17 protein-coding genes and 1 pseudogene are annotated in these 21,711 nt (G+C 52.5%); 7 read left to right on the forward strand and 11 right to left on the reverse strand.

Translation table 11 applies throughout. From position 1 onward, the window contains the following. Positions 1 to 157 precede the first annotated feature (157 nt). From CpATCC19410_RS05035 to CpATCC19410_RS05045, 3 genes are all read left to right on the forward strand, one after another. Positions 158 to 2,203, forward strand: coding sequence for a bifunctional copper resistance protein CopD/cytochrome c oxidase assembly protein (locus CpATCC19410_RS05035; RefSeq protein ID WP_014401334.1), 2,046 nt, complete (start codon positions 158 to 160; stop codon positions 2,201 to 2,203). 90 nt (positions 2,204 to 2,293) lie between these two features. After that, positions 2,294 to 3,217 carry an ABC transporter ATP-binding protein gene (locus tag CpATCC19410_RS05040; protein ID WP_013242486.1) on the forward strand — a complete coding sequence of 308 codons (924 nt, stop codon included), beginning with the start codon at positions 2,294 to 2,296 and terminating at the stop codon, positions 3,215 to 3,217. Next, a complete protein-coding gene (locus CpATCC19410_RS05045) occupies positions 3,214 to 3,972 on the forward strand; it encodes an ABC transporter permease (protein ID WP_013242485.1) in 759 nt (252 codons plus the stop codon). The genes CpATCC19410_RS05040 and CpATCC19410_RS05045 overlap by 4 nt, the downstream gene beginning before the upstream one ends. 21 nt (positions 3,973 to 3,993) lie before the next feature. Here the strand turns inward: CpATCC19410_RS05045 and CpATCC19410_RS05050 are convergent, their stop codons facing one another. The 8 genes from CpATCC19410_RS05050 to CpATCC19410_RS05085 form a co-directional block, all read right to left on the reverse strand. Continuing rightward, a complete protein-coding gene (locus tag CpATCC19410_RS05050) occupies positions 3,994 to 5,445 on the reverse strand; it encodes a YcaO-like family protein (protein ID WP_013242484.1) in 1,452 nt (483 codons plus the stop codon). A gap of 72 nt (positions 5,446 to 5,517) precedes the next feature. Continuing rightward, the gene (locus CpATCC19410_RS05055) at positions 5,518 to 5,694 is read right to left on the reverse strand and encodes a thiazolylpeptide-type bacteriocin (protein WP_014300888.1); all 177 of its coding nucleotides are present in this window, start codon (positions 5,692 to 5,694) and stop codon (positions 5,518 to 5,520) included. A gap of 38 nt (positions 5,695 to 5,732) precedes the next feature. Further along, positions 5,733 to 6,713 carry a hypothetical protein gene (locus CpATCC19410_RS05060; protein WP_013242483.1) on the reverse strand — a complete coding sequence of 327 codons (981 nt, stop codon included), beginning with the start codon at positions 6,711 to 6,713 and terminating at the stop codon, positions 5,733 to 5,735. After that, complete coding sequence (locus CpATCC19410_RS05065) at positions 6,710 to 7,723, reverse strand: thiopeptide-type bacteriocin biosynthesis protein (protein ID WP_013242482.1); 1,014 nt, start codon at positions 7,721 to 7,723, stop codon at positions 6,710 to 6,712. Before CpATCC19410_RS05065 ends, CpATCC19410_RS05060 begins: the two co-directional genes overlap by 4 nt. Further along, a complete protein-coding gene (locus CpATCC19410_RS05070; RefSeq protein ID WP_013242481.1) occupies positions 7,723 to 10,326 on the reverse strand; it encodes a lantibiotic dehydratase in 2,604 nt (867 codons plus the stop codon). Before CpATCC19410_RS05070 ends, CpATCC19410_RS05065 begins: the two co-directional genes overlap by 1 nt. Further along, positions 10,323 to 11,801 carry a nitroreductase family protein gene (locus CpATCC19410_RS05075; RefSeq protein ID WP_013242480.1) on the reverse strand — a complete coding sequence of 493 codons (1,479 nt, stop codon included), beginning with the start codon at positions 11,799 to 11,801 and terminating at the stop codon, positions 10,323 to 10,325. Before CpATCC19410_RS05075 ends, CpATCC19410_RS05070 begins: the two co-directional genes overlap by 4 nt. 26 nt (positions 11,802 to 11,827) lie before the next feature. After that, entirely contained in the window at positions 11,828 to 13,366 is a 1,539-nt protein-coding gene (locus CpATCC19410_RS05080) for a YcaO-like family protein (protein ID WP_013242479.1), read from the reverse strand. Continuing rightward, the gene (locus CpATCC19410_RS05085; RefSeq protein WP_014300886.1) at positions 13,363 to 15,117 is read right to left on the reverse strand and encodes a hypothetical protein; all 1,755 of its coding nucleotides are present in this window, start codon (positions 15,115 to 15,117) and stop codon (positions 13,363 to 13,365) included. The genes CpATCC19410_RS05080 and CpATCC19410_RS05085 overlap by 4 nt, the downstream gene beginning before the upstream one ends. Before the next feature lie 528 nt (positions 15,118 to 15,645). Between CpATCC19410_RS05085 and CpATCC19410_RS05090 the strand changes: the two genes are divergently transcribed. From CpATCC19410_RS05090 to CpATCC19410_RS05105, 4 genes are all read left to right on the forward strand, one after another. Then, complete coding sequence (locus CpATCC19410_RS05090) at positions 15,646 to 16,206, forward strand: single-stranded DNA-binding protein (RefSeq protein ID WP_013242476.1); 561 nt, start codon at positions 15,646 to 15,648, stop codon at positions 16,204 to 16,206. Positions 16,207 to 16,395: 189 nt separating this feature from the next. Then, positions 16,396 to 18,066 carry an energy-dependent translational throttle protein EttA gene (gene ettA, locus CpATCC19410_RS05095; RefSeq protein ID WP_014522869.1) on the forward strand — a complete coding sequence of 557 codons (1,671 nt, stop codon included), beginning with the start codon at positions 16,396 to 16,398 and terminating at the stop codon, positions 18,064 to 18,066. 205 nt (positions 18,067 to 18,271) lie between these two features. Then, positions 18,272 to 18,700 (forward strand): acyl-CoA thioesterase, encoded by a 429-nt coding sequence (locus CpATCC19410_RS05100; protein WP_013242474.1) that lies wholly within the window; start codon positions 18,272 to 18,274, stop codon positions 18,698 to 18,700. Positions 18,701 to 18,705: 5 nt separating this feature from the next. Next, complete coding sequence (locus CpATCC19410_RS05105) at positions 18,706 to 19,314, forward strand: DUF8185 domain-containing protein (protein WP_013242473.1); 609 nt, start codon at positions 18,706 to 18,708, stop codon at positions 19,312 to 19,314. Between the two features lie 3 nt (positions 19,315 to 19,317). On the opposite strand, the gene CpATCC19410_RS05110 is transcribed toward CpATCC19410_RS05105, so the two are convergent. The 3 genes and pseudogenes from CpATCC19410_RS05110 to CpATCC19410_RS05120 form a co-directional block, all read right to left on the reverse strand. After that, positions 19,318 to 20,214 carry a DMT family transporter gene (locus CpATCC19410_RS05110; protein WP_013242472.1) on the reverse strand — a complete coding sequence of 299 codons (897 nt, stop codon included), beginning with the start codon at positions 20,212 to 20,214 and terminating at the stop codon, positions 19,318 to 19,320. Between the two features lie 11 nt (positions 20,215 to 20,225). Beyond that, positions 20,226 to 20,618 carry a globin gene (locus tag CpATCC19410_RS05115; RefSeq protein ID WP_013242471.1) on the reverse strand — a complete coding sequence of 131 codons (393 nt, stop codon included), beginning with the start codon at positions 20,616 to 20,618 and terminating at the stop codon, positions 20,226 to 20,228. Between the two features lie 22 nt (positions 20,619 to 20,640). Beyond that, a pseudogene (locus CpATCC19410_RS05120) lies at positions 20,641 to 21,589 on the reverse strand (mechanosensitive ion channel family protein). Between the last annotated feature and the right edge of the window lie 122 nt (positions 21,590 to 21,711).

Genomic DNA, 21,711 nt, shown 5'->3' on the forward strand with positions numbered 1-21,711 from the left:
TTCGTTTCATTTATTTCGCTTAATATGGTGAAGGTTAAACTTTTGTTGGGTTAAGTCCGTTGTTGGAATTCTCTTCCATCTTGCTTGGCTTTTGTTGTCTTTCCTTGGGGACTGTCTAAAACGTGCCGCTGAAACAGAAACGGTTAGGCTAGAAACCATGTCGAATGCTTCCTCCCCTGTGGTTCGAGTCACCTGGCCGTTGTATCTTGCTTTTTTAGCTGTTGCGGGTTTGGTGGGAACGCTAATCTCCTGGGGCTTTCTTAGTGAGTCTCTGGCTGCATTGGGGATCCCTGACCCCGGCCCACTGACTACTGCGGGATTGCCATTCTTCCGCGCGGCTGGGTGGATGCTTGCGGCTCTTGGCGTGGGGTCGTTTATGTTCTCAGCCTTTTTTGTTTCTCCCCGCGCAAGCGTCTCATTGGATCGTGCGGAGCTGAGCGTCGATGGGCATATTGCGGCACGAACCGGCTCGGTTGCAGTGCTTTGTTTCGGTGCTATTGCGATCCTCATGATTCCGCTTGTGCTTTCCGACGTCTCCGGCCAGCCGTTTTCCCAAACAGTACAGCTGCATAATTGGCCGGTTGCTATTGCGAAGGTTCCGGCGGTACTTGCCTGGCTATGGACAGCGATTATCTCTGGAGTTGTCGGGGGATTGTCGTTGCTGAGTAAGCGCTGGAAATCTCAACCCGTATGGTTTGTCGGCGCAATCGCCACGATCATTCCACTAGGTCTGGAAGGACATTCGGCGGCCGGCGGAGACCACGACTATGGGACGAACTCCCTTTTATGGCATTTACTCTTCATGCTGTTGTGGGTCGGCGGCCTCATGGCGTTGATCGCACACGGCAGGCGCCTGGGTCCGGATCTTGGCATTGCTGTATCGCGTTATTCTCACGTTGCCTTATGGTCGCTTGTAGCAATGACAATCTCGGGTGTGATTAATGCGGCCATTCGAGTGCGTGTGGGGGACTTGTTTACTAGCGGGTATGGCAGATTAATCGTGGCTAAAGCTGTGATCACCATTGTTTTGGCAGCTCTCGGATTTGTGCATCGAGCAATTACTGTTCCCCAGCTTCAAAAACGCGAGGATAATCGAGGGCTTTTTGCGCGCGTTGCCATAGTTGAAGTCTTAGTTATGGCTGCGATTATTGGTGTGGCTATCTCGTTGGGAAGAACACCGCCGCCTCCGCCTAGGGTGACTGATCTTTCTCGGATGTCGATCATTATGGGGTATGACCTCACCAAGGCCCCAACATTCTGGAATGTGTGGACGGTTTGGCGTTTTGACATTATGTTTACCACCTTGGGGATCGCGCTTACCGTGGCATATATTGTGGGGCTTCTACGGCTTCGGGCGCAGGGGAAACAGTGGAAATGGCAACGTACATTTTGGTTCTTGCTGGGGAGTATAAGCCTTAGCCTCTGCATGAGTTCTGGCGTGGGGCTATATATGCCAGCGATGTTCTCTATGCATATGGTTGCCCATATGGTTCTGTCCATGGTAATCCCGGTCTTTTTGGTCTTGGGTAATCCGTTACAACTGGCGCTTGCAACATTGCGGCCGGGAACCCCTGACCGGCCAGGGCCTAAGGAGTGGCTAGAGCAATTTATCGATTCGAAGACTCTGCGCGTGTTTATGCACCCGGCGTTTAATACGATTCAATTTGTCACCATTTTTTATCTCTTATACGTCACCCCTTGGTACGAGGTTATGGTTTCAGAGCATGCAGGTCACTTGTCTATGAACTGGGTGTTCTTGCTGTCTGGGACAATTTATTATTGGGAAATGATCGGCGGAGATCCCAAACCGGTGAATAACTCGGTGCTGTCTCGTCTTGGCTGGCTGGTTTTCTCGATGCCTTTCCATCTGTACTTTGGCGTGTATCTTATGCAGCTTTCAAAAGTCCTGGCAGAAGGTTTTTATTCTCAGCTCGGTTTGCCGTGGACGGTGGACCTGATGCATGACCAAAATGTTGGTGGTGGCATTGCCTGGGCCTCTGGGGCATTCCCGTTAGTCATCGTTTTTGGAGCCCTGTTTATGGAGTGGCTGAAGGAGGACCGTCGAACGGAACGCGAGATCGAGGAGAGGATTGAGTCGGATGACGATGAAGATTTTGCGGCTTATAACCAAATGCTGGCAAGGATGAACTCAGGAGAACAGGGAGCAGCGGCTGACTACCATAGTCGAGAGTTTGGTAAGTGAATCGAGACTCTTTATGTAGGTGGGAAAAGCCTGTTATTTTAAGTGGCATATACCCTTTTTATTAGGCAATTAATTGTCTAATATAAGTTTATGAATACGCCAGTTATCCAAGTCTCCGCACTTACTAAGTCGTTTCATCGACACGGCCAACGTGGGTTTGTAGCTGTCGATAACGTATCTTTTAGTGTGCCGCAGGGGCAGATCGTTGCGTTCCTAGGGCCTAACGGCGCTGGAAAATCTACCACGATCGACATGATCCTGGGTCTTAGCTCGCCAGACTCTGGGCACGTGAAAGTCCTCGGTGGCTCTCCCCAAAAAGCCACGTGTTCTGGTCGGTGTCAAGCGGTGCTTCAATCTGGTGGGTTACTGCCTGACTTCACAGTGCGCGAGACCGTTCAAGCAGTGGCCTCGGCGCATGGGGTGCGGGGGCGAGTTAAAGATGTGATTAAGCGCTGGGATCTGGACAGCTACGCTCGTAGAAAAGTAGGAAAGTGCTCTGGGGGGCAGCAGCAGCGATTACGCTTTGCTTTGGCCATGCTCTCTGATCCACAGGTGCTTATCCTCGACGAGCCTACTGCGGGCCTGGACGTTGAGGCGCGTCGGAAATTTTGGCGGATCATGAGGGAGGAAGCGGACGCTGGTCGCACAATTCTGTTTGCTACTCATTACATCGAAGAAGCGGATGATTTTGCGGAGCGCGTCATTTTTATCAGCGAGGGCAAAATAGTCGCTGATGGCCCCATTGAAAAGATCCGAGCTTCTGTGCGAGGCGCCACCGTTAGCGCCGTTGTTCCGGGGGCTTCCGCGAAAGATCTTGCTGGTTTGCCGGGGGTTAAAGGCATAAGCGTTAATGGTGATCGAATTACGTTGGATACTACGCAGCCGGATGACATTGCTCGATATCTGCTTAATCACACATCGGCCTATGACTTGCTGGTTTCAACGACATCGCTTGAAGACGCATTTATTGAGTTGACTAATCCACGCGATGGTAATGAAAAGGATGCAGCATGAATATTCGGTTTGGGCTCATAGACGTTAAGCGCATCGTACGTAATCCAGCGAATCTGGTATTTGCGATCTTGCTACCAGCGGGAATGTATATCCTCTTTGGTGCCATCCAAAGTTATGCGGGAAATAAGCTGGGGCATGGCAACGTGAGCGCGACAGTTATGGCATCGATGGCTGCCTATGGTTCCGTCACAGTGGCAACGAGCCTTGCCGCAACCTCTGCTCTGGAACAAGAAAAAGGCTGGGGGCGTCAGCTAGCGATGACCCCCCTTGTTGGTGGGAAATATATTGCTACCAAGGTGTTTACAGTGCTGATCGTTTCCCTTGCTCCCGTGATCGTGGTGTACGCCATTGGTGCGCTAACAACAGCCCAGATAGAAGGCGATATGCGGTGGTCCTTGGCATTCTTGGCGTCATGGCTTACTGCGGTGCCTTTTGCCCTTTTTGGGTTGGGGATCGCGCTACTCATTCGCGGTGAGGCGGCTCTGTCTATTGCTTCTTTTGGCGTATTGATCTGTGCCTTTTTGTCCAACATGTTTATTCCGCTCAGTGGATTTTTGCTATCCATGGCGCGATTCATGCCGCTATACGGGGTAAATAAATTAGCGCGTTTTCCTATAGCTGGTGCGGAAGAGGCGGCGACGAATGGAATGTTGGTCTCTGCTCCTTTGTGGTGGGCCGTGGCTAACGTTGCCGCTTGGGCTGTCGTGTTTGCGCTGCTGGCCTTTGTGGCGTCGAAACGCCAGCAAAAGCGATAAAATAGTGCTGCCCCGGAGCAATTACGCAAAGGGGTGGCATGTTTTTTCTACGGGGTTTATGATGCCGCCGGTTGCTTGACTGCATAGCTGGGCGGGACGCTCCATGAATTGTGCTCGCTGGCGGTCCCAGCCAAAGTCAATAGGGACCAGCCCCGGGACGAGGATAGTTACGGCAGTGAGACCATATTTTTGGATCTCAGGCAGTGTCGTATTTACACGGATAGGATCAAAGCCGGCGTCGATAAGCGCGTCAAGGGCAGTGGTGGCAGTTGGCGTGTTGCCCTTTACGCAGGTTGGACGTGGCTCATGTGGGCCTAGCAGCCTGTCTATTTGACCTTCCCATTGTGGAAGGGACACCTGATTTGCATGGTCCAGGACAGAGCGGACGCGTTTCGGAGCAGGTAAACCGGCATTGTGGACGCGCCGTCGCTCGGGATAAAAAGCCCAGGCCTCATTAAGCGCGGCCACAGCTGCGGCGTGGAGGGAATCGCGGCAAGCCGATCCCAAGGACACCGTTGTGCCGTCGTCTACGCCGGCGATAACTACTGGAAAACCGAGGTCGGTATGGGTACGGGAAAGTCGGATCCTGAGCCCAAGCATCCGTGCGCGGCAGAGTAGGGAAGAAAGCTCTGCAATGGCGCTGGGGAGAAGCGGCAGCGTAGGGATCGACCGTACCCATGTGGATATAATGGCGTCGCGTTCGATGAGCTCAAGACACGCAGCATGGGTAGCATCTGCGAGTGAGCACCCTATAGCGGAACCAGAAGAATTAGTAATAGCCCAGCGCCGTGCCGGAACGTCGCCATAATAAACGCATTCTGCGGGAAGGAACACAGAATCCTGAGTGCGAAGGCTGTGGCCTTCTACCCACATATGCGGCTCACGTGGGGAATTTGGGACCAGGCTGTTATTGAGCGTGAGCAAGTCGCGCCCGAATCCTAGCTGTTCAGGGAGTACTGCTTTCCCCGGAAGCGTAATAGTTGTGCTGAGTATCGCTCTTCCTTGGGAATGGGCGCAGCATAATCTTTCTAGTCCCTCCAGAGCGGCAATATTCCGGCTGCGGTGTAAGGATTCCGTTTGCCCTGACCAGGTCAGATCGAGGTTGCAGAGAGAGGTTCTTATGCGGGTTATCCCAGAAAACGGAACGGACGTAATCCAGCCTCGATCGGAATGGCCAGGGCCAAGCGCCCCCATGACGGGATCGAGGGCGGAATTGACTATTGAATCGAGAGCCTCCAGCGGCAGTCTCTGAGATCCGGCATCTGTAACAGGTACGGCATGGGGAACTTTAAAGATCTGGCCTGTGAGCATGTGGATTGCCCACGGTGAATTATCTCCTAATTCTGTAGCCGCCTCGTGGAGAATTTTTATGGCGTGCTTGGTGGAAAAACCAGCGAGGCGGCGGGCGCTGGTTTTGTATGACACGTGCGTATCTGCACAAGCAGTGAACGCGAGTAAAGAAGCACTAATCATGTCGCATGCAGAACCGGAGCACAACGGGGAAGTCGCTGTGCTCCGGCAGCTCCCCGGCGGGGAAGCTTGGAGCTAGGAGGAGGAAGAAGAGGTGGAAATGCATGAAGACGAGGACGTGGTGGACGAACACATGCTGAAGAACGCGGTGTCATCAGCATCGACGTAGTCGTTTACCTCGAGACCCTCGATCTCCATTGAAAGCAAGTCCAGGTTGAGATCGGACATGGTGTCCCTTTGCATGTTTGTCATGATGATGTGCTCCTTTCATGGGACGTTGTGCACTTGGATTACTGATATGGGCTGCCAGGGAAAACTATAAAGAATAGCACTATGATTGCCCATAAAATTATGATACCCAGATAAAGGGAAATGTAAATGATAATTATGATAACGATTTGCTGTTGAAATATATCTGAACGCATTTTTTTTCTGCGCGCAAAATTCCACGCAAACTTTGGCAAATTATTGGTTCTGGATATCGATTCCAAAATCTTTGTTCCGTCTGAATTGGGCACGGGTATAAGAGAACCGATAAAAGTTATAAATAAGATTCTGGGTAGCCAAGAAGCACCGTGAGAAAGCAACCCCTCGTTATAAAGAATTACGGCAAGACCTGTGAAGATGAGAGTAGTTGCCGGGCCAACCACGAGTACCGCAACTCTGCCAATTCGGGAAGATACTGCGAGTATTCCGGGCAGCTGTAAACTGAAAAAATAGCGGGGGAAAGACCTAGTGGAAAATGGTTTCGGTTTAATTCCGCTAAGGAGAAAAAATGCGATGCCATGAGCGCATTCGTGGGCGACTACGGTAATAAGGACACCGGTGACAATTGTGAAAAACCCGGTGATAGTGGGCGCGCTATTTTCTTGAGTAAAAGCAGATCCCGAATAAAAAATAATAAGGGCCAGTGCTGCCGCAGCAAGAGCTAAGACTATGGCGACAAAAGATACGAACCAACCCCCACGGGGGCGCCCTAACACTCCAACAGGATAGGAAATCGCATCCGTAACTGTAGACGCGGTGAGTAGTCCTCGTTGCTCCATGGCACGTATGGCCTTAGCAATATGAGGAACATCGAGCATACCCATATCCACGTTTACTCCGTTATCCCGCTGCCGGAACCGGTCTAACAAGATCCACGCCTGGGGTCCTAGCTCGCTGAGTTCTCCTTGTGGATTACGTGCTACAGCGAAACTTCGATCAGGGCTGTGGATGATAGGCCCTAACGATGCGCCGGGGGCAAAATGGAGATCGTGGATGCTGGTCATGGCGTCTCCCGATATAACTTCTGTAATAAATAAGCCAGATATGCCTCATCCGAGATATTGACGGACATCCTGTTGTTGGTCATATGCACATAAGAACGCAGAAGAAAAGTGGAATTTTCTTTCCACGTGTGGCCAGCCTCCGCCACAGAATCTCCAAAATCCAACTCTTGAGCAGCATGAGCAGCATGGAGTTTCTCAACAACAGAGGCCATATGCCGAGTAAAAGTTGCATAAGGTTCGGGGAGGGAAGAACCGTCTGGATAGCGGTGTAATGCATCGCGGAACGGCGTGACTGCGCGGGAGAGCGCCTGAGCCTCGGCTGCGATTTTTTGTTGTGCAGCGGGGGAAGTGTAGCTGGTGGGGATGGAAAAAGAGGAAGTCCAGCCACGGTGGTAGCTCTCCCAAAAGATACTTATGGACTCGTCGGAGGATAAAAAGGTATGCGCGGTGCAGACCATTCCTAGAGCAGCTGTGGCTAAACGCGAGGTGCGGGCTTCTACAACTCCAGAGCGCAAAAGCTTTTCGACGAACAATGTGGAGGCTTGAAAAATGTCTTGGCTAAGTGACATCCCTGCTGGCCCGCCATAGCGGTCATATTCGCGCTCGTAGTAGCGTTCTCGGATGCAGTTATCTGGCTGTAGGCGAGGTAAGCCATCCTGATCGATGTAATCAGAAAACCTGGACATAGGGTATTCGTGTTCAAAAAGACGCCGATAGCCTTCGGGATTACGCAAGGACAACTGGGGAGCACTAGAAGGGTGGGCATCGATCCATGGCTGGATAGCGTGATGCGCTTTATATATGACGCGCTCACGATCCGCAGGGCTGGACAGCTCTAACCGTAAGCGAACATGAGCGCCTTCGAGCCAGTAATTCATATGGAAGAAGCGTCTTACCAGCCCCTCTGCAACGCAAGCATGAGCAAAAGGTAATAAGCAGTCGCGGAGTAGGTGAGAGGGGTCTTCTCCATAAAAAATATGAAATGCCAGCCAGGGGTCTGTGGTACGCATCAGATGCCCTCCTTCAAAGAGTCGTGTGTTCCTGTGACTATGTATTCCTGTGCTACGTCGGATGAACTAATGCGGGGAAAGAATTCTTCAATGACAAACCCGTAGTGAGCGTTGCGCAGTGTTCGTATGAGGTTAAGGATTGTCCCCATGATCTGGGCATCATAAAACTGCCCTTTATTCACCCCTCCTCGGATATCAAAAGTCCGCAGTACCCCGCAGGAGGGGAGCTCATGATGCTGGGACATAGTGCGCCACCACACTAGGGACTCTTCTAGGCTGTCAGGGATATTCATAGATGCGGATAAAACAGGAAAGATCCAGCTTTCCCTTGCTATGACAACGTCTCCCAGAAGGAGGCGAGCCTGACGCACCACCTCTGAAGTTGGAGGAGGAAAAAAGTCCAGGGAACAATGTGCGGGAGGCGCTAGGAGCATGAGAGTTTGTGTAGATAATGGCAGGCCTCGGTCGGTGATGTACCCCATGTAAGCGGGGAATAACTCAGTGCCTTGGGCGTCGAAAAGCTGTAAGCGTCCTTTGGCCCCGCAATATGTCAATTGGGTGTCTGCAAGACGAATATCATTTGTTTTTATGGACTCCCTAGGATGTCCTGGAATGATCAGGGAGGCCTGGTAGGTATCTGGATGGGCATTGAGGTTGGAGACTACTTTGCCAGCCGTTAGCTCTACGAGCTGAACTCCAGCGTTAGACGATCTATCTGCTAATTCGGACCATGCATGAGCTGCGGAATCCGGTATTGCGTGTGCAAACCGTGACCACGGAAAACCTGGTCCCCCGAGCGTACGGTTAATCACGAGTTCTCCCTCAGCGTCTTGCTGAACGTAGGCGTTCAAAGACCGAAATGGATACGTACGAGACCTCATGAGCGGAAGATAATCATTGAGAAGAGCACGTACATCCACGGGGCCAGCGGCATTACTTCTCACCGCGGCTATGCGAGCTAGGAAATGACGCCGAGCACGGATCCATTTCCAAGCCTTACCTAGAGGTAAAGCCGCAGTGGATTTCAGATCGTTTTCATTCACTGCCTCAATGTCAATTTGTCTCAGAGGCGTGAGAACCTCAGAAACAAAACCATTTACCACCGCCGGCACGTTGTGGCAGATCTCCCCACGGGGAAATTTGTCAGACACAAACTTTTCAAACAAGGAGCGTTCTACCTGCCTAACATCAAGCAGATCCACAAGGTGCGCGAGAGTACTCCAATCAAGAGCGTTGCAAGACTCTGTTACGTGGGCAGAAACCGTTGATGCTTTCCCCACTCCATCTTCATAGACAGACGTATGGAACACGGGGATGCCAGGGTTGACGAGTTGCCTGAGACTTTCTAAAAGGCGTGTGAGTTTTAGAACCTGAGCATGTTTGAGCTCAAAGGCGCGTATCGACGCCACCACTTTGCATCCTGCTGCTATGTGGGAAATAATCCGAGCGACAGATACGGCTTTTTCCGTTCCTTGTGCAAGGTGCCCGACTATCGGCTGAGGGCTAACCGCTGTGGACGGAGACAAATCTAGGTCGGGAACAACTAAAGCCGAAATGCGGATGGCATCCAGCACAATGCACTGCGCTTGGGAGGCACTTAACCCTGTGCAACCGGAAAGCTCTGCTGCCAGCTGACCGCAGGTGTATTCGCCGCTGTCCGCAGCGCTTGCAGCCAAAGCCATAACTTTTCCAAATAATCCCTGGGAATCCACCACCCGGCGCTCTTCCCGATAAACAGCAAGGTCTCGATCACCGACGTGTCCTAAATATTCAACAGAGCACCGTGGCAGCACACAGTGTGCATCTTCAGATAACGCGTCAGGGTTAACCCGGATCGGGAGTGTGGCGATGAGCTCAAAGTCCTGTTTTATCGCAGAAAAAATCTGAGACATGGCGTACACATTCCATTGGGCAATAGCCTGCGTGGCGGCGGGGATGTGGGGATCGCTCAGGTGAGCGCTGGCAGGGGAAAACTGAAAAGGCGCAATTGTACAGAGAGTAGAAAAAGGAACTGTCCGGGTGGCGCTACGGATCACATAGCCTAGCGCGGTGCGATGCGCGCGAGCCAGCTGCTTAGCAGACATCCTATGGTCTATGCCTAGATTCCGGATGGCTTTGGCTGCTGAGACTGACGTAACCGATACTGCCGAATCGATTCCCTGTTCTCTAACGATTTTTCCCAGAAGCGCGCGTTCTTGTTTAGTGGAATGCAGAAGCAATTCGCGCAGTACCTCTGGAGACAGCACATTCTCTGCAGCGGCGATTGCGGCATTGGCAGCAGTCAGTACCGCAGCAGGCAACGATATTCCCGCGGCTTTTATTTTGGTCAGTACTGTGTGAATTTTTGTCGCATCATGTTGATGTGCGGCTCGCTTAAGATCAAGTAGCTTATGGCGCACTACTGCGTCTACGCATCCTGCGACTTCCCGACACGCCGTAGCTTCAAGGGACTTGAAGGCTGCTTTTAACTGGCGCCGTCGGGCTAGATCCGCAGTAAGTAATGCATTGGTGGGGACGTCATAAAGCTGGAGCAATGCCGTGTACGGCAAGCTGCAGCTACGAACGAGACCTTCGTCGAGGAGCTTCCAAGAAATGTTTGTCATAGTAACGAGTTCCTCCACTGAGCATGAGGTCGATCCACGCCCACAAGAATGTTGAGGACCGGGATGAGATTATCCGGTAAACCGAGGTAATCGCGTTGATAACGAGCATCAAAGCCCAGTACCGCCCCCGCAGATACCTGTTCTTGGGCCGCAACAGCGTAAGCCGACTGACAATAAAACCCGATCTCAGCGCAAGCCCATCGATAGCCAGAAGCCCCGTAATCAAGGACTATTTGCTGAAGATCCGCACACAACACCAACACTGCTGCGCTGCGCAGGGGATCATAGTTCTTGAGCAGATAGGTGTTGAGTAGTAATTCAGGAAGCTGGGGGCAAAAGCGTACAGGAGATACTGGGGTATGCGTCCGAACATCGGGTATGAGTGAATGGGATAAACCTTGGACATTGACGCATAACGCAGCTACATGGACACAGGGAAAAAGATCGGACTCCGGTGAAACACCTAAGAGGGAATCAGCGGTGGCACGACCGCGCTGAACCATACGAGAGAGCACATCAACTCCGATTTCCTTCCCAGAATAACGGCCAAAAGAACTAGAACCTCGCCTGATGGCTACCGGCGTTGGTGCCAGAGTTCTTTTTGCAGAAAAAGGCACGCGTATATTGGGGGCTTCCCCCAGCCGTTGTTTCTGTAAAGCCACAGTGGTGGGAAAGCGCACAGGCTTTGTTCCGGAGTGTGCGCGGGAGACCTCAGTAGAGGAATCGACTGAGGGAACAAAAAAATCTGAAGAGATATCGCGTGGCAGGGTGATTGTGCAATATATGCCCTCATCGAGAGGATCGATACCGAGGAAATCTGAAAGCTTGTGTTCGTCGGGGGACCAGTCAATAGCTACCGACCCCACAGTGGCATCGAGCCGGGAAACTAATGCCGCGACAACGATCCCCACGTCCACCGAAGTCGCTTGATAAGCAAAGTCACCGTACTTAAACGCCGAACGCCAGAATTCCACGGTAACCAGCAATGTCTCGCCATGAGTGCAGGGCCAAACGTCTTGTGGGAGGGCACCACTCATCAGCTGCTGCCATTGACTTGTGATGGGATTGAGCACATACAGGCCAGCAGGCAGATGACTACCGCAGGGCGTGTAGCGATAGAGATTGATTGGATATAGACCCCCGCCTGAAGCGGTATTACGTGACCACTGAAAAGATTGCACTTCAGTTCGGGTACGCGTAGGAGAGTTGCAGTCGATTTCTGCGCGTAAATGAGTCCTGGACAAGGAATCATCTATAGCGCGCGCGATAGCAAGGTCCGTAGAAGACATGGTGTGTGCGCGAACCGGGAAGCACAGGGCATCGGGGACCACTTTTACTGGATAGGGCTGATGGTTCCAAAAAGGTCCTTGAGCTGGGGAGATCATGCCGTATTCTTTGCGCTCCAAAATAAGCTGTGTGTATTCGGCAGCAGTGTTATCAGCTGTGTTCCAGAAGTCTGCAGTACGGCGATCCATAGGAGTCACGACCTTTCATCGAAGCATTAGGGGAGCGGATGCGGAACTACATTGAGGCGGGGATTCGCGCTGGAAGAGGTTAGACCCAAAGCACGAAAACATGTCATCTGTTGTTTCAATCGCGGCATATGCAAAGCCCGAGTAAGTTGTCCGATATATTCCAGCGGCAGAAGACCCGGAACAATGACCTTGACAGCTGTGAGCCCCACCATTTGGTGGTAGCTCTCGGTGAGATCAACAACATAGCCATGGAATCCATGAGCATTGAGACATCCGACTAACTCTTTGAGAGACAACTGTGGTTGTCCCGGGATATCGGAGACCCGGACTAGTTCTTTTCGAGGAAGCAGTAAGAAAGCGGCGGCATGGATGAGCTCGGAGGCAGTCACGCTTAAACGGTGAGCTGCCCCGGAACCATCCGCACGCGCTGCGGCGGCATCCGTTATCTGCGTAGCAGCTAGCAAACGCGACTGCGGATAATCCGCCATGACCTCCCTCAGCGCTTTGCGCAGTGCGACATTCGGGTCGGGCGCAGCCGCTGCCCCTACGCAAAGGAAAGTGCGTGCGGCGTCAGTACACACTGCAATAACGCTGGGAACTCCCACGCTGAGCGGACAATAAAACGCGCGGATAGCCAGCCCTTGTCTGTGAAGATTCCGCAGCATTGCCCGATAAGTACGATCGTTGATAGATCCAATGTCAATCTCTGGAACGGACATAGAACCGTGCCATACAGCTAGAACCGCGTCACGTTCAATAACCTCCAATAACCCGGACATAACCGCGTCCTCCCAAGTGGGTCCTACCGCAGCCCCGTTGGAGGAATCAAAGCAAAAACGAGTTTTTGAGTCAGACCAGAAAAACACCATGTCTGTGGGAATTGACCACTCAGTTGCGTCTCCCAGACGAGTTGCCTCTGTCCAATCTTTACAGCGACCATAAGAACGGTTCCACCGGGTATTTTCTACTCCAAAGTCAGCCGCAGGAACACGCGGAACACGAGTGCCGAAGTCTCTTGGCTTCCCAGTTCTTTGGCATGCTGATGCTCGCTCGACAGCCTCAAAGAGAGCCAGCTTTCGGCTCTCAGAAATAGTTGGTGCCTGACCACTCCAGTGGAAGGCCGGTCGAGGGCCTAAGGCCGGCACAGTACCACGAGAAACAACTATTCCAGGGCGCTGAACCGCGGTATTAGGTCCCACCCCGCATGGTGCCAGCACCGGCCCTGTGAGATCAGAAAGGTTTGCGCTATCAACCCAGGTGTGGTGCTTAGCGCAGCATGGGTTTGGCGGAATAAACACCGTGGAGCTGCCAAGGCACTGAGCATCAGTAGCTGCGACCCTCCAGCCTCCTCGGGGATGCCCGCGATATTGCAAGCACTCAGATAACCACCGTCTGATAAAGGCCGGAACCTTAGACTCGTTAACCCAGTGTGCAGCATCTTCAGTGCGGCTTACCCACTCGGTAAAACAGCTCCTGCATACGTCAGGGGGGATCGCTACCCACTGCTCATGTCGCGGGGGCAGGATGCGCGCCGGGCAGTGTAGATATGCGACGCGCGGAGTCATGAGATAAGAGGCCGATTAACGGCCGGGTTGACGGCGCACGGGACAGTATCGAGCCACCTGCGTGGGTATAACGTCACTGCGGTTAATCCGGCAGCAGAGAGGCGAGGATCCGTTAAAAGCTCAGCCACCGGTTCTGACTCGCGATCGGGTAATCCCGATTCTTTCGGCTCTAACGGCGGGAGCTCATGCGACCAGTTGTCATGCGGTGGACAGTGTTTGTCTGCGTGAAGCTGTGCAAGCGCGAGGTGCCCATAGGCGGCAGACACGGCGGCTTCCTCCGCAGAGTCTCCTGCTGCCACAACGCTCAGAGTAGGATCATCGCATTGGAGAACTACTACAGAACAATCCCACAGCGGTGTGAGCTCTAAGAAAGTAGAGGTAGCTGCGCCATAAAGCTCTTGAGAATCCGATATGCAGGCTAAGGCCTCAGGACTTGCACTAAACGGAACAACCGCCGAGCTACCTTGTACCGCAGACTGAAAAGCCCAATAAGCGGCTGCGCAGGGGAGAGCGCGTTTCATGGCTTCTGCTTGGGAACTTCCTATGGCAGCTGGCGCTGGCAGCCCAGTTGGCTGCTTTAAAGCGACGTCGGGCATAGTCTGCGATGGGCGTTGGGAAAGCAGGACGCGGGCAGTGGCTTCTTCGACTACCCGTTCACGCGCAGCCTCCAGTGTGTCTAGCGCCCATCCGGTGATAATCCAACGTCGTTGGTCCGGACCGGTCGCGGACACTTGAGATAGGCGTAGGGGCATCTGAGTTAAATCGTCATCGAGGAACTTCGGAGCGAAACCTAAAAGTGGATCTACAAGGGAAAAGAGAGGGGAATCGCTATGATCGTGCTGCCGTCCTAGTTGGTGTTGGCTTACTTCGCCGGTGGAAAGGTCGATTCGGACTATTGCCTGCGTGAGAGTAGCTGGCATCACGCGGGAAACGATCTTGAAAGCCTCAAAAGCCGCGATGATTCCGGCCATACGGATAAGGGCTTCTGGGGCCTCAGAACTTTCTTTTTCGGTGGCCAGCACCTCCAACACCCGCGCAGCCGTCGCTGCCTCCTCAGTGGTATGTGACGTGATGACTAATCCGTTGCCAGCTCTACGGACAATGATGGAAGTGGCGTAGTCAGCCTTTGTCTCAGCCTTTGTCTCGGCTGTGGCATACCTAGCTTCATTCCAACTCAGTGAGAGCAAGGGACGCATACGTGAAGTATCTGGAGAAAGCCCCGAACACTGCACCATAGAGCAGCCGTTTTCTTCCAGGCTGTCTTTGATAAGTTGGGCGCTTTCCTCATGATCGCAGTGGACAACAAAAGGCGTGTGGCTAATCCGCTCCAAAACGGCAATGGGGGTGGGTGTGTAGTTTGCGAGGAGCCTTAAAATTCCATCTAAAGGTCCTCCCCACTTATATTGCGCAACGGAAGGTGTTTCCGGAGCTAACCGCGTGAGCATGTCATGTCGGTGCAGCTCGGACTCGAATAACGTGATGGTCTGAGCTCCAGTGGTGCTGAGATATTCAAGGGCATCGGAAAAAGGCACGTCGCCTTCAAAGAGCGGTGCTGCGGCGCGGAAGGCTTTGTATGCTCCGGGGCCATCGACGGAAAACCGGCGGAAGTCATTGTGGAACTCCACGCCGGTAGGCGTTTCGGAGAACATCACATTACTGTGCAGGAACGGTCTCCACCCCTGAGCGGCTATGGAATTCTCAGCTTCTAGCAAGCTAGTGGGGTGGGGAGAACTCTGTACGATACGGGCCATACGATCACCATTCCTTTGGGGCGCAATCTCAAACAAACCCTCGACTCAACGCCGGATTCTTAGAGCTTAGGGCGCTCTCCGGCAGGAATGAGCGTGTCGACGAGCGGGGTAGCGGCCCGGGGGTAATCCGAAGCAGAATCAAAAATCCATTGACAAAAGCTTACCGCAAAATGTGTCTTATTTTTATAAAAATTATTAAACAGATAGGTCACTATTAGAAACTGCTGGTGGCGGGTGACGTTTTAGATGCGTTAAGAGGAGGCGGGATGAGGATTAATCAGTGCATGGTGTCAAGGGGTGCCTTCTATGGCAGGGATTTTCTGTGGATAGTTTTTATTCGGACTGGGGTTTGTCCACAGAAAGGCCTGTGATCAGGGGTAGGGGTGCTTGTTGCCAAGAAAAATACGCAAGATTCAATAGAGCAGGGGGCACGTTTAACTCCTGCGTTGCGTCGCAAAGCTCTGTGAAATAACGCGGATCTGCGTGGGGCAACTAATACCGATTAGCTCAAAGAATGGAACTATCACCATGCATATTCAAAGCACCATAGTAGGAAACCTCACCAACGACCCCACATTTGTGCAATTTAGTAGTGGTGGAGTCTGCAAATTTCGTATTGCTGCAAGCCGAAGAATGCGTAAGAATGCCGTGCACAATGAGGATTCTGGGGGAGAATCCCAGTGGGTTGACACTGACCACAACTACATTGACGTGGAATGCTGGGGGCAGTTAGGCGTCAATGCTCGCATGTCTTTAGAACGCGGACGTCCCGTGATCTGTTCTGGTTATTTGGTGACGCAAGAATGGAGTGATGCCATAACGGGAAAACTCGCATCAAAGATAGTTCTCAAAGCTAACTACGTGGGGCTTGAACTAAATCGTTATGTTGTGTCTTCACGTAAATCGACTGTAGAGGATATTCACCACGTGCCTGGGTTATCGGCCCCGGATAATGCGAATAAACCGCCCTTTATCCCGGATCAGGATTATTCAAGGGCGAGTGATTATTTGAATGGAGACGATGCGGTTAAAAGCTCCGACGAATTGGTTGGTGCAGCGACACCTAGCTCTCATAACCCGCCATTTTAAGATCTTGTCTTTTTCTTTGTTATTTACTGAGGAAGAAAGCAAGTTGGCGAGCTAACCGAGTGAACACTGCGAGAAAATAAAACCTCTTTTAGGTTAGGAGAACTCATAGCGGGGCGAATTTATAGGAAGAGTGATGTACCCTTTGACGTGACTGAAACCTATTTCAACATTTATAAGGGGAATATCACTGTGGGCGAATTCATCTACACGATGAAAAACGTGCGCAAGGCTATCGGTGACAAGCTCATTTTGGACAATGTCACCATGGCTTTTTACCCAGGCGCCAAGATTGGTGTTGTGGGCCCGAACGGCGCTGGTAAGTCTTCGATCCTCAAGATCATGGCTGGACTTGACCAGCCGTCCAACGGCGAAGCATTCCTTGATCCCGGCGCTACCGTGGGCATTCTTCTTCAAGAGCCGCCACTGAACGAGGAAAAGACCGTTCGTGGAAACGTTGAGGAAGGCCTCGGCGAGATTTTTGAAAAGAAACAGCGCTTCGAGCAGATCGCCGAGGAAATGGCGACTAACTATACCGATGAGCTGATGGATGAGATGGGCAAACTCCAGGAAGAACTGGATGCTGCCGATGCTTGGGAGATCGATTCTAAGATCGACCAGGCGCTTGAGGCACTGCGCTGCCCGCCGTCAGACGATCCGGTTACGCATCTCTCAGGAGGCGAGCGTCGTCGAGTAGCACTGGCTAAATTGTTGCTTTCTGAGCCTGATCTTTTGCTTCTCGACGAGCCCACTAACCACCTGGATGCGGAATCCGTGTTATGGCTGGAAAAGCACCTTGCAGATTATAAGGGTGCTGTTCTGGCGGTTACCCACGACCGTTACTTCCTGGACCATGTTGCGGGTTGGATCTGCGAGGTTGATCGCGGAAAGCTTTACCCTTACGAGGGCAACTACTCTACCTACCTGGAGACTAAGGCTCAGCGACTAGAAGTTGCTGGTAAGAAGGATCAGAAGCTGCAGAAGCGGCTGAAGGAAGAGCTCGCGTGGGTGCGTTCGGGAGCTAAAGCTCGTCAGGCTAAGAACAAGGCGCGTTTGCAGCGTTATGAGGAAATGGCTGCAGAGGCCGAGCAGTACAAGAAGCTCGATTTTGAAGAAATTCAGATTCCTACCCCGCCGCGTCTGGGCAACCAAGTCGTGGAGGTCTCGCACCTGGATAAAGGCTTTGACGGGCGCGTGCTGATTAAAGACCTCTCCTTTACTCTTCCTCGCAACGGTATTGTTGGCGTGATTGGCCCCAACGGCGTGGGTAAGTCGACGCTGTTCAAGACCATCGTTGGGCTAGAAAACCCAGATTCTGGTGAAGTGAAGGTCGGCCAAACCGTCAAGCTCAGCTACGTCGACCAGAACCGTGAGAACATCGATCCAGAAAAGACCGTGTGGGAAGTTGTTTCTGACGGGCTTGATTACATCCACGTTGGTCAGAACGAGATGCCCTCACGTGCATATTTGTCGGCCTTTGGCTTTAAAGGTCCCGACCAGCAAAAGCCCTCAAAGGTGCTCTCCGGCGGTGAGCGTAACCGACTAAATCTTGCTTTGACGCTGAAGCAAGGCGGCAACCTGATCCTTCTCGACGAGCCAACCAACGACCTTGATGTGGAAACCTTGGGTTCCTTGGAAAATGCTCTGCAGAAGTTCCCCGGCTGCGCCGTGGTGATTTCCCACGACCGGTGGTTCCTGGATCGCACGTGTACTCACATCCTTGCCTGGGAAGGCAACGTAGAAGAGGGCCAGTGGTTCTGGTTTGAAGGCAACTTTGAGGATTATGAGAAGAACAAAGTTGAACGTCTCGGTGCTGATGCAGCACGTCCTTCTCGAGTCACACACCGTAAACTGACTCGTTAGTCACAGCGACAACGGTTGTTGCTAGCGCCCTGCGCTAGCTGATGCCCCTCGGCGCCTGATGGCTGATCGGAAAACCCGGTCAGCAGTGCCTGAGGGGCATCACTGCGCATAATGCACGCGGCGAGGCTAATATTGTGGAATATCGCACACCGATGAAAAGCTGGTGTGTGTTTTAATCTGATAGAAAACTTTGAGAAAGTAGAGCATGGCGGAAGAATCCACTCAGCAAGTCCACACAACTACGGTTCCCGTTCGATGGACAGACTTTGATCGTTTTGGTCATGTCACAAATTCGGCTTACGTTGATCTGGCTCAAGAGGCTCGCACCAAGTGGGCAAATGATGAATTTTTAGTACAAGGGCACGATATTCCTGCAGTATTTGTTCGCCGAATTGAAGTGGACTACTTGCGTCCCATCATGCCCAGCACAACTGAGGTTGAGGTGGAAACTTCCATAGTTCAGATCGGAACTACGTCTTTTACCACTCGTCAGAGCTTGAAAGACTGTGAGGGACACGTGTGCGCAGTTGTGCTTGCCGTGCAGGTTGCAGTGGATCTTAAGACTGCGCGTCCGCGTGAGATTGAGGCCCATGAGTTGAAGATCCTCACCAAGATCGCAGAATCGGCGCGTTAAATACAGTGAACGAGAGTCTTACTATTCATGAAGGTCCTGCGACCGGAATAACGAGCCTGTTGCAGCGTGCTGTTGGATTAAACCGACATGCTTATGCGCGGCTGCAACAGGTGGAAGACTACGTAAATGTGTATGTGACTACCCCTTTTAACGTGGTCGCATCGCGGAGAGTTAAAGGGAAAGCGTCGAGAGACGGCGCGGTTATCCTGGCTACTGACCTGCTGGAGCGGGGAGAGGGGAAGCCACACGATGCCTCGTGGGCGGGTTCTCTTCCTCCGGCGACGGGATTTAAGCTTATCGACGAAATCCCCGTTGGCATTGCCAGCGATCTTGCGGAAAAAGGGCGTTCTTTGGCTCGACAATTCTCCGGCCCGATGGGGCCACCCGCGAGTCTGCTAGACCAAAAAGTCATGGTGGTATCTAGCGCGGAGAAATCCGTAGATATTTCGATGAGAATGATATTTGCTTGCACTTCTCTAGGTTTTATTCCGCAAGCTACCGCGCCAGCGCACATACCAAGATATCTCCGAGTATCCAGCGCTGGACGGTGGGTGCGTGTTGATGCCCCCTATGGAACGGTCTACGAGTCAACAGGGCTTTCCCTGCTGCTGTAGGCGCTAAAGCAACCGGATCACTATGATCCCAGCAAGCATTGCAGTGACCCCTAGGATCTGCCGAACCTCGGTTTTCCCACCACGGATGCGTTCAATCGCAATGCTTGAGATCATCATCCCGAGTAATGCCGCGACCACAGTAAGACCCGTCCCGATTTTTGGCACTAGCGCCGCGTTAGCAAAAATAAACAATGCGCCGAGGCTTCCCCCGAACCACATCCACCAGGGATGAGAAGAACCAGGGCGCGGCACTCGTGGGCGCCACCGTAAAACGATATTGAGCACGATAAGAATTGTCGCCCCGACAGCAAAAGACACGAGTGCTGCCGTTGCTGCTGAGTTAAGCACCGATCCCAGCCTGCCGTTGATAGCAGACTGCATGGCGGTAAGCATGCCAAAAGAGATACCGGCTAGCCGCCAGAGCCAATGAATAAGGCTTACAGATTGGTCCGCAGATCTTTGTGGTTTCCCCACGGTGGCAACTACTCCGGCGAAGACCAGAAGCGCCCCGACCACTCGGAGCACCGTAATCGGGTTTTGTTGGGCATCGAATAATCCCCAGTGGTCGATGACCAATCCCATGAAGATCTGCCCGGAAATAGGTAAGACTACAGTCTGAACCGCTCCGAGCCGGGGGAACATAAAAATATTCGCGGTAAGGGCGATAACTCCTAAGAACCCTCCTATCCAGATCCACGCGGGGGCGTCATAAGCCGCTGACAAGCTGGGGAGTTGCCCCGTAGCAGCTATGAGCGCTGTTGCAAGAGTCAGTGTTCCCACACAAAAGGAGATCATCGAGGAGGAAAAAGGCGTGCCCGTGTATGCGCTGAGTCGGGTATTAACAAGCGTTTGGACAGGGATAACCGCACCGGCGGCGATACCAAGGAGAAGCCACAACATAGGACAACTACCTAAGGAACACGATTGATGAGCATATCGGCTACGCGTTGCATATGATCCCAAAGTGCAGCGCGATAAGGTGCGGGCAAAGTCTCTGCGTCGAGACTGTCCAATGCGGATTCCATGAGCAATAGCCAGCGGTCTGCGGCGGCTTGATCAATAGGAAAGTGCGCATGGCGCATACGAAGACGTGGGTGCCCACGATTCTCTGAGAAGGTTTGTGGGCCTCCCCAATATTGGACAAGGAACCAACGGAGTCGGTCTTCGGCGCCTTCCCAATCGTCGTGTGGGTACATGGGGCCCAAGATGTCATCAGTGCGAACAAGCTCGTAGAAGCGGTGGACGAATGCGCGGAATGTGGCTTCGCCGCCTACGGCGTCATAAAAGGACTGGGGAGTGGACATAGCTTTCGTTTCTGAGGAGGAGTTAATCGGAGGCGCGTCGAGAAGCTGCAATGCCTTCGGGATAAGGCGTATCAATATTATTTTGCTGGAGAGCAGTGAGGATTCGTGCCGTTAATTCTCGGGTCACATACCATTGTTGATCGGGGAGGGTTGTTACTCTGGCGCGGATCAGCATGTGGTCGAGCCCAATGGAATTTACGCCATCGACGGTAGGAGAGTCGAGGAGGACGTCATTAATAGCTGGTTCTTGGGCCGCAGCATTTACTGCATCAGTCACCGCGTTGATGGCGTCGCTAGCGTTTTCGTCTAATGCAATAGGAATATTGATAAGCGCAACGGCGTAATCTTGGCTAAAATTACCGATTCTCAGGATCTCACCGTTGCGAGCAAACCACTGGGTGCCATGAATATCGCGTAAGGTCGTGAGACGCAGGCTGACGTCCTCGACAGTCCCCACGACGTCTCCCACATCGATGGTGTCGCCGACGCCGTATTGGTCTTCAATGAGCATAAAAATGCCGGATAAAAAGTCCTTGACCAGGGATTGCGCGCCAAAGCCGAGAGCCACGCCGACCACACCTGCCGATGCTACGACCGGGGTGACATTGACGCCTAGGTAGGTGAGGACTGCTAGTCCTACCCACACCCAAATCACAACAGAGACGGCAGATCGTCCTACCGCCGCGAGCGTGAGCATACGGGATTGCCTGCGTTGCGCTGAGCGCCTCGGACGTTTTGTTATTGGCTTTTCCTCGCAGTGGTAGCACTGAAGAAATTTTTGTGGGCTTTTTATTGATATTTATTTGGGCCGCTTTGGTAATTGATTTTCGTAGAAGCCAGTTTGCGATGAGCCCGATAAGGATAGTAACCCCGATTTGGATAGGCCTTTCTACCAGCCATTCTTGGGTATTTATGGATCCTAACCAGGAGGAGACTGTCTCGGTTTGTTCTGTAGCGCTAAAGGTTGTCATCCTTGCCCACCGTAGCAGCGTGCTGTGCAGTCAAGCTTTGCAAGGGGAGGCTTTGCATGGAATGTGCAAGGCCGCGAAGAGAGCTCGCTGCTGCAAGAAGAAACAAGTGACTGCTTGCAGCA

This window comes from Corynebacterium pseudotuberculosis (assembly GCF_002155265.1).
In the GTDB taxonomy this organism is placed as follows: domain Bacteria; phylum Actinomycetota; class Actinomycetes; order Mycobacteriales; family Mycobacteriaceae; genus Corynebacterium; species Corynebacterium pseudotuberculosis.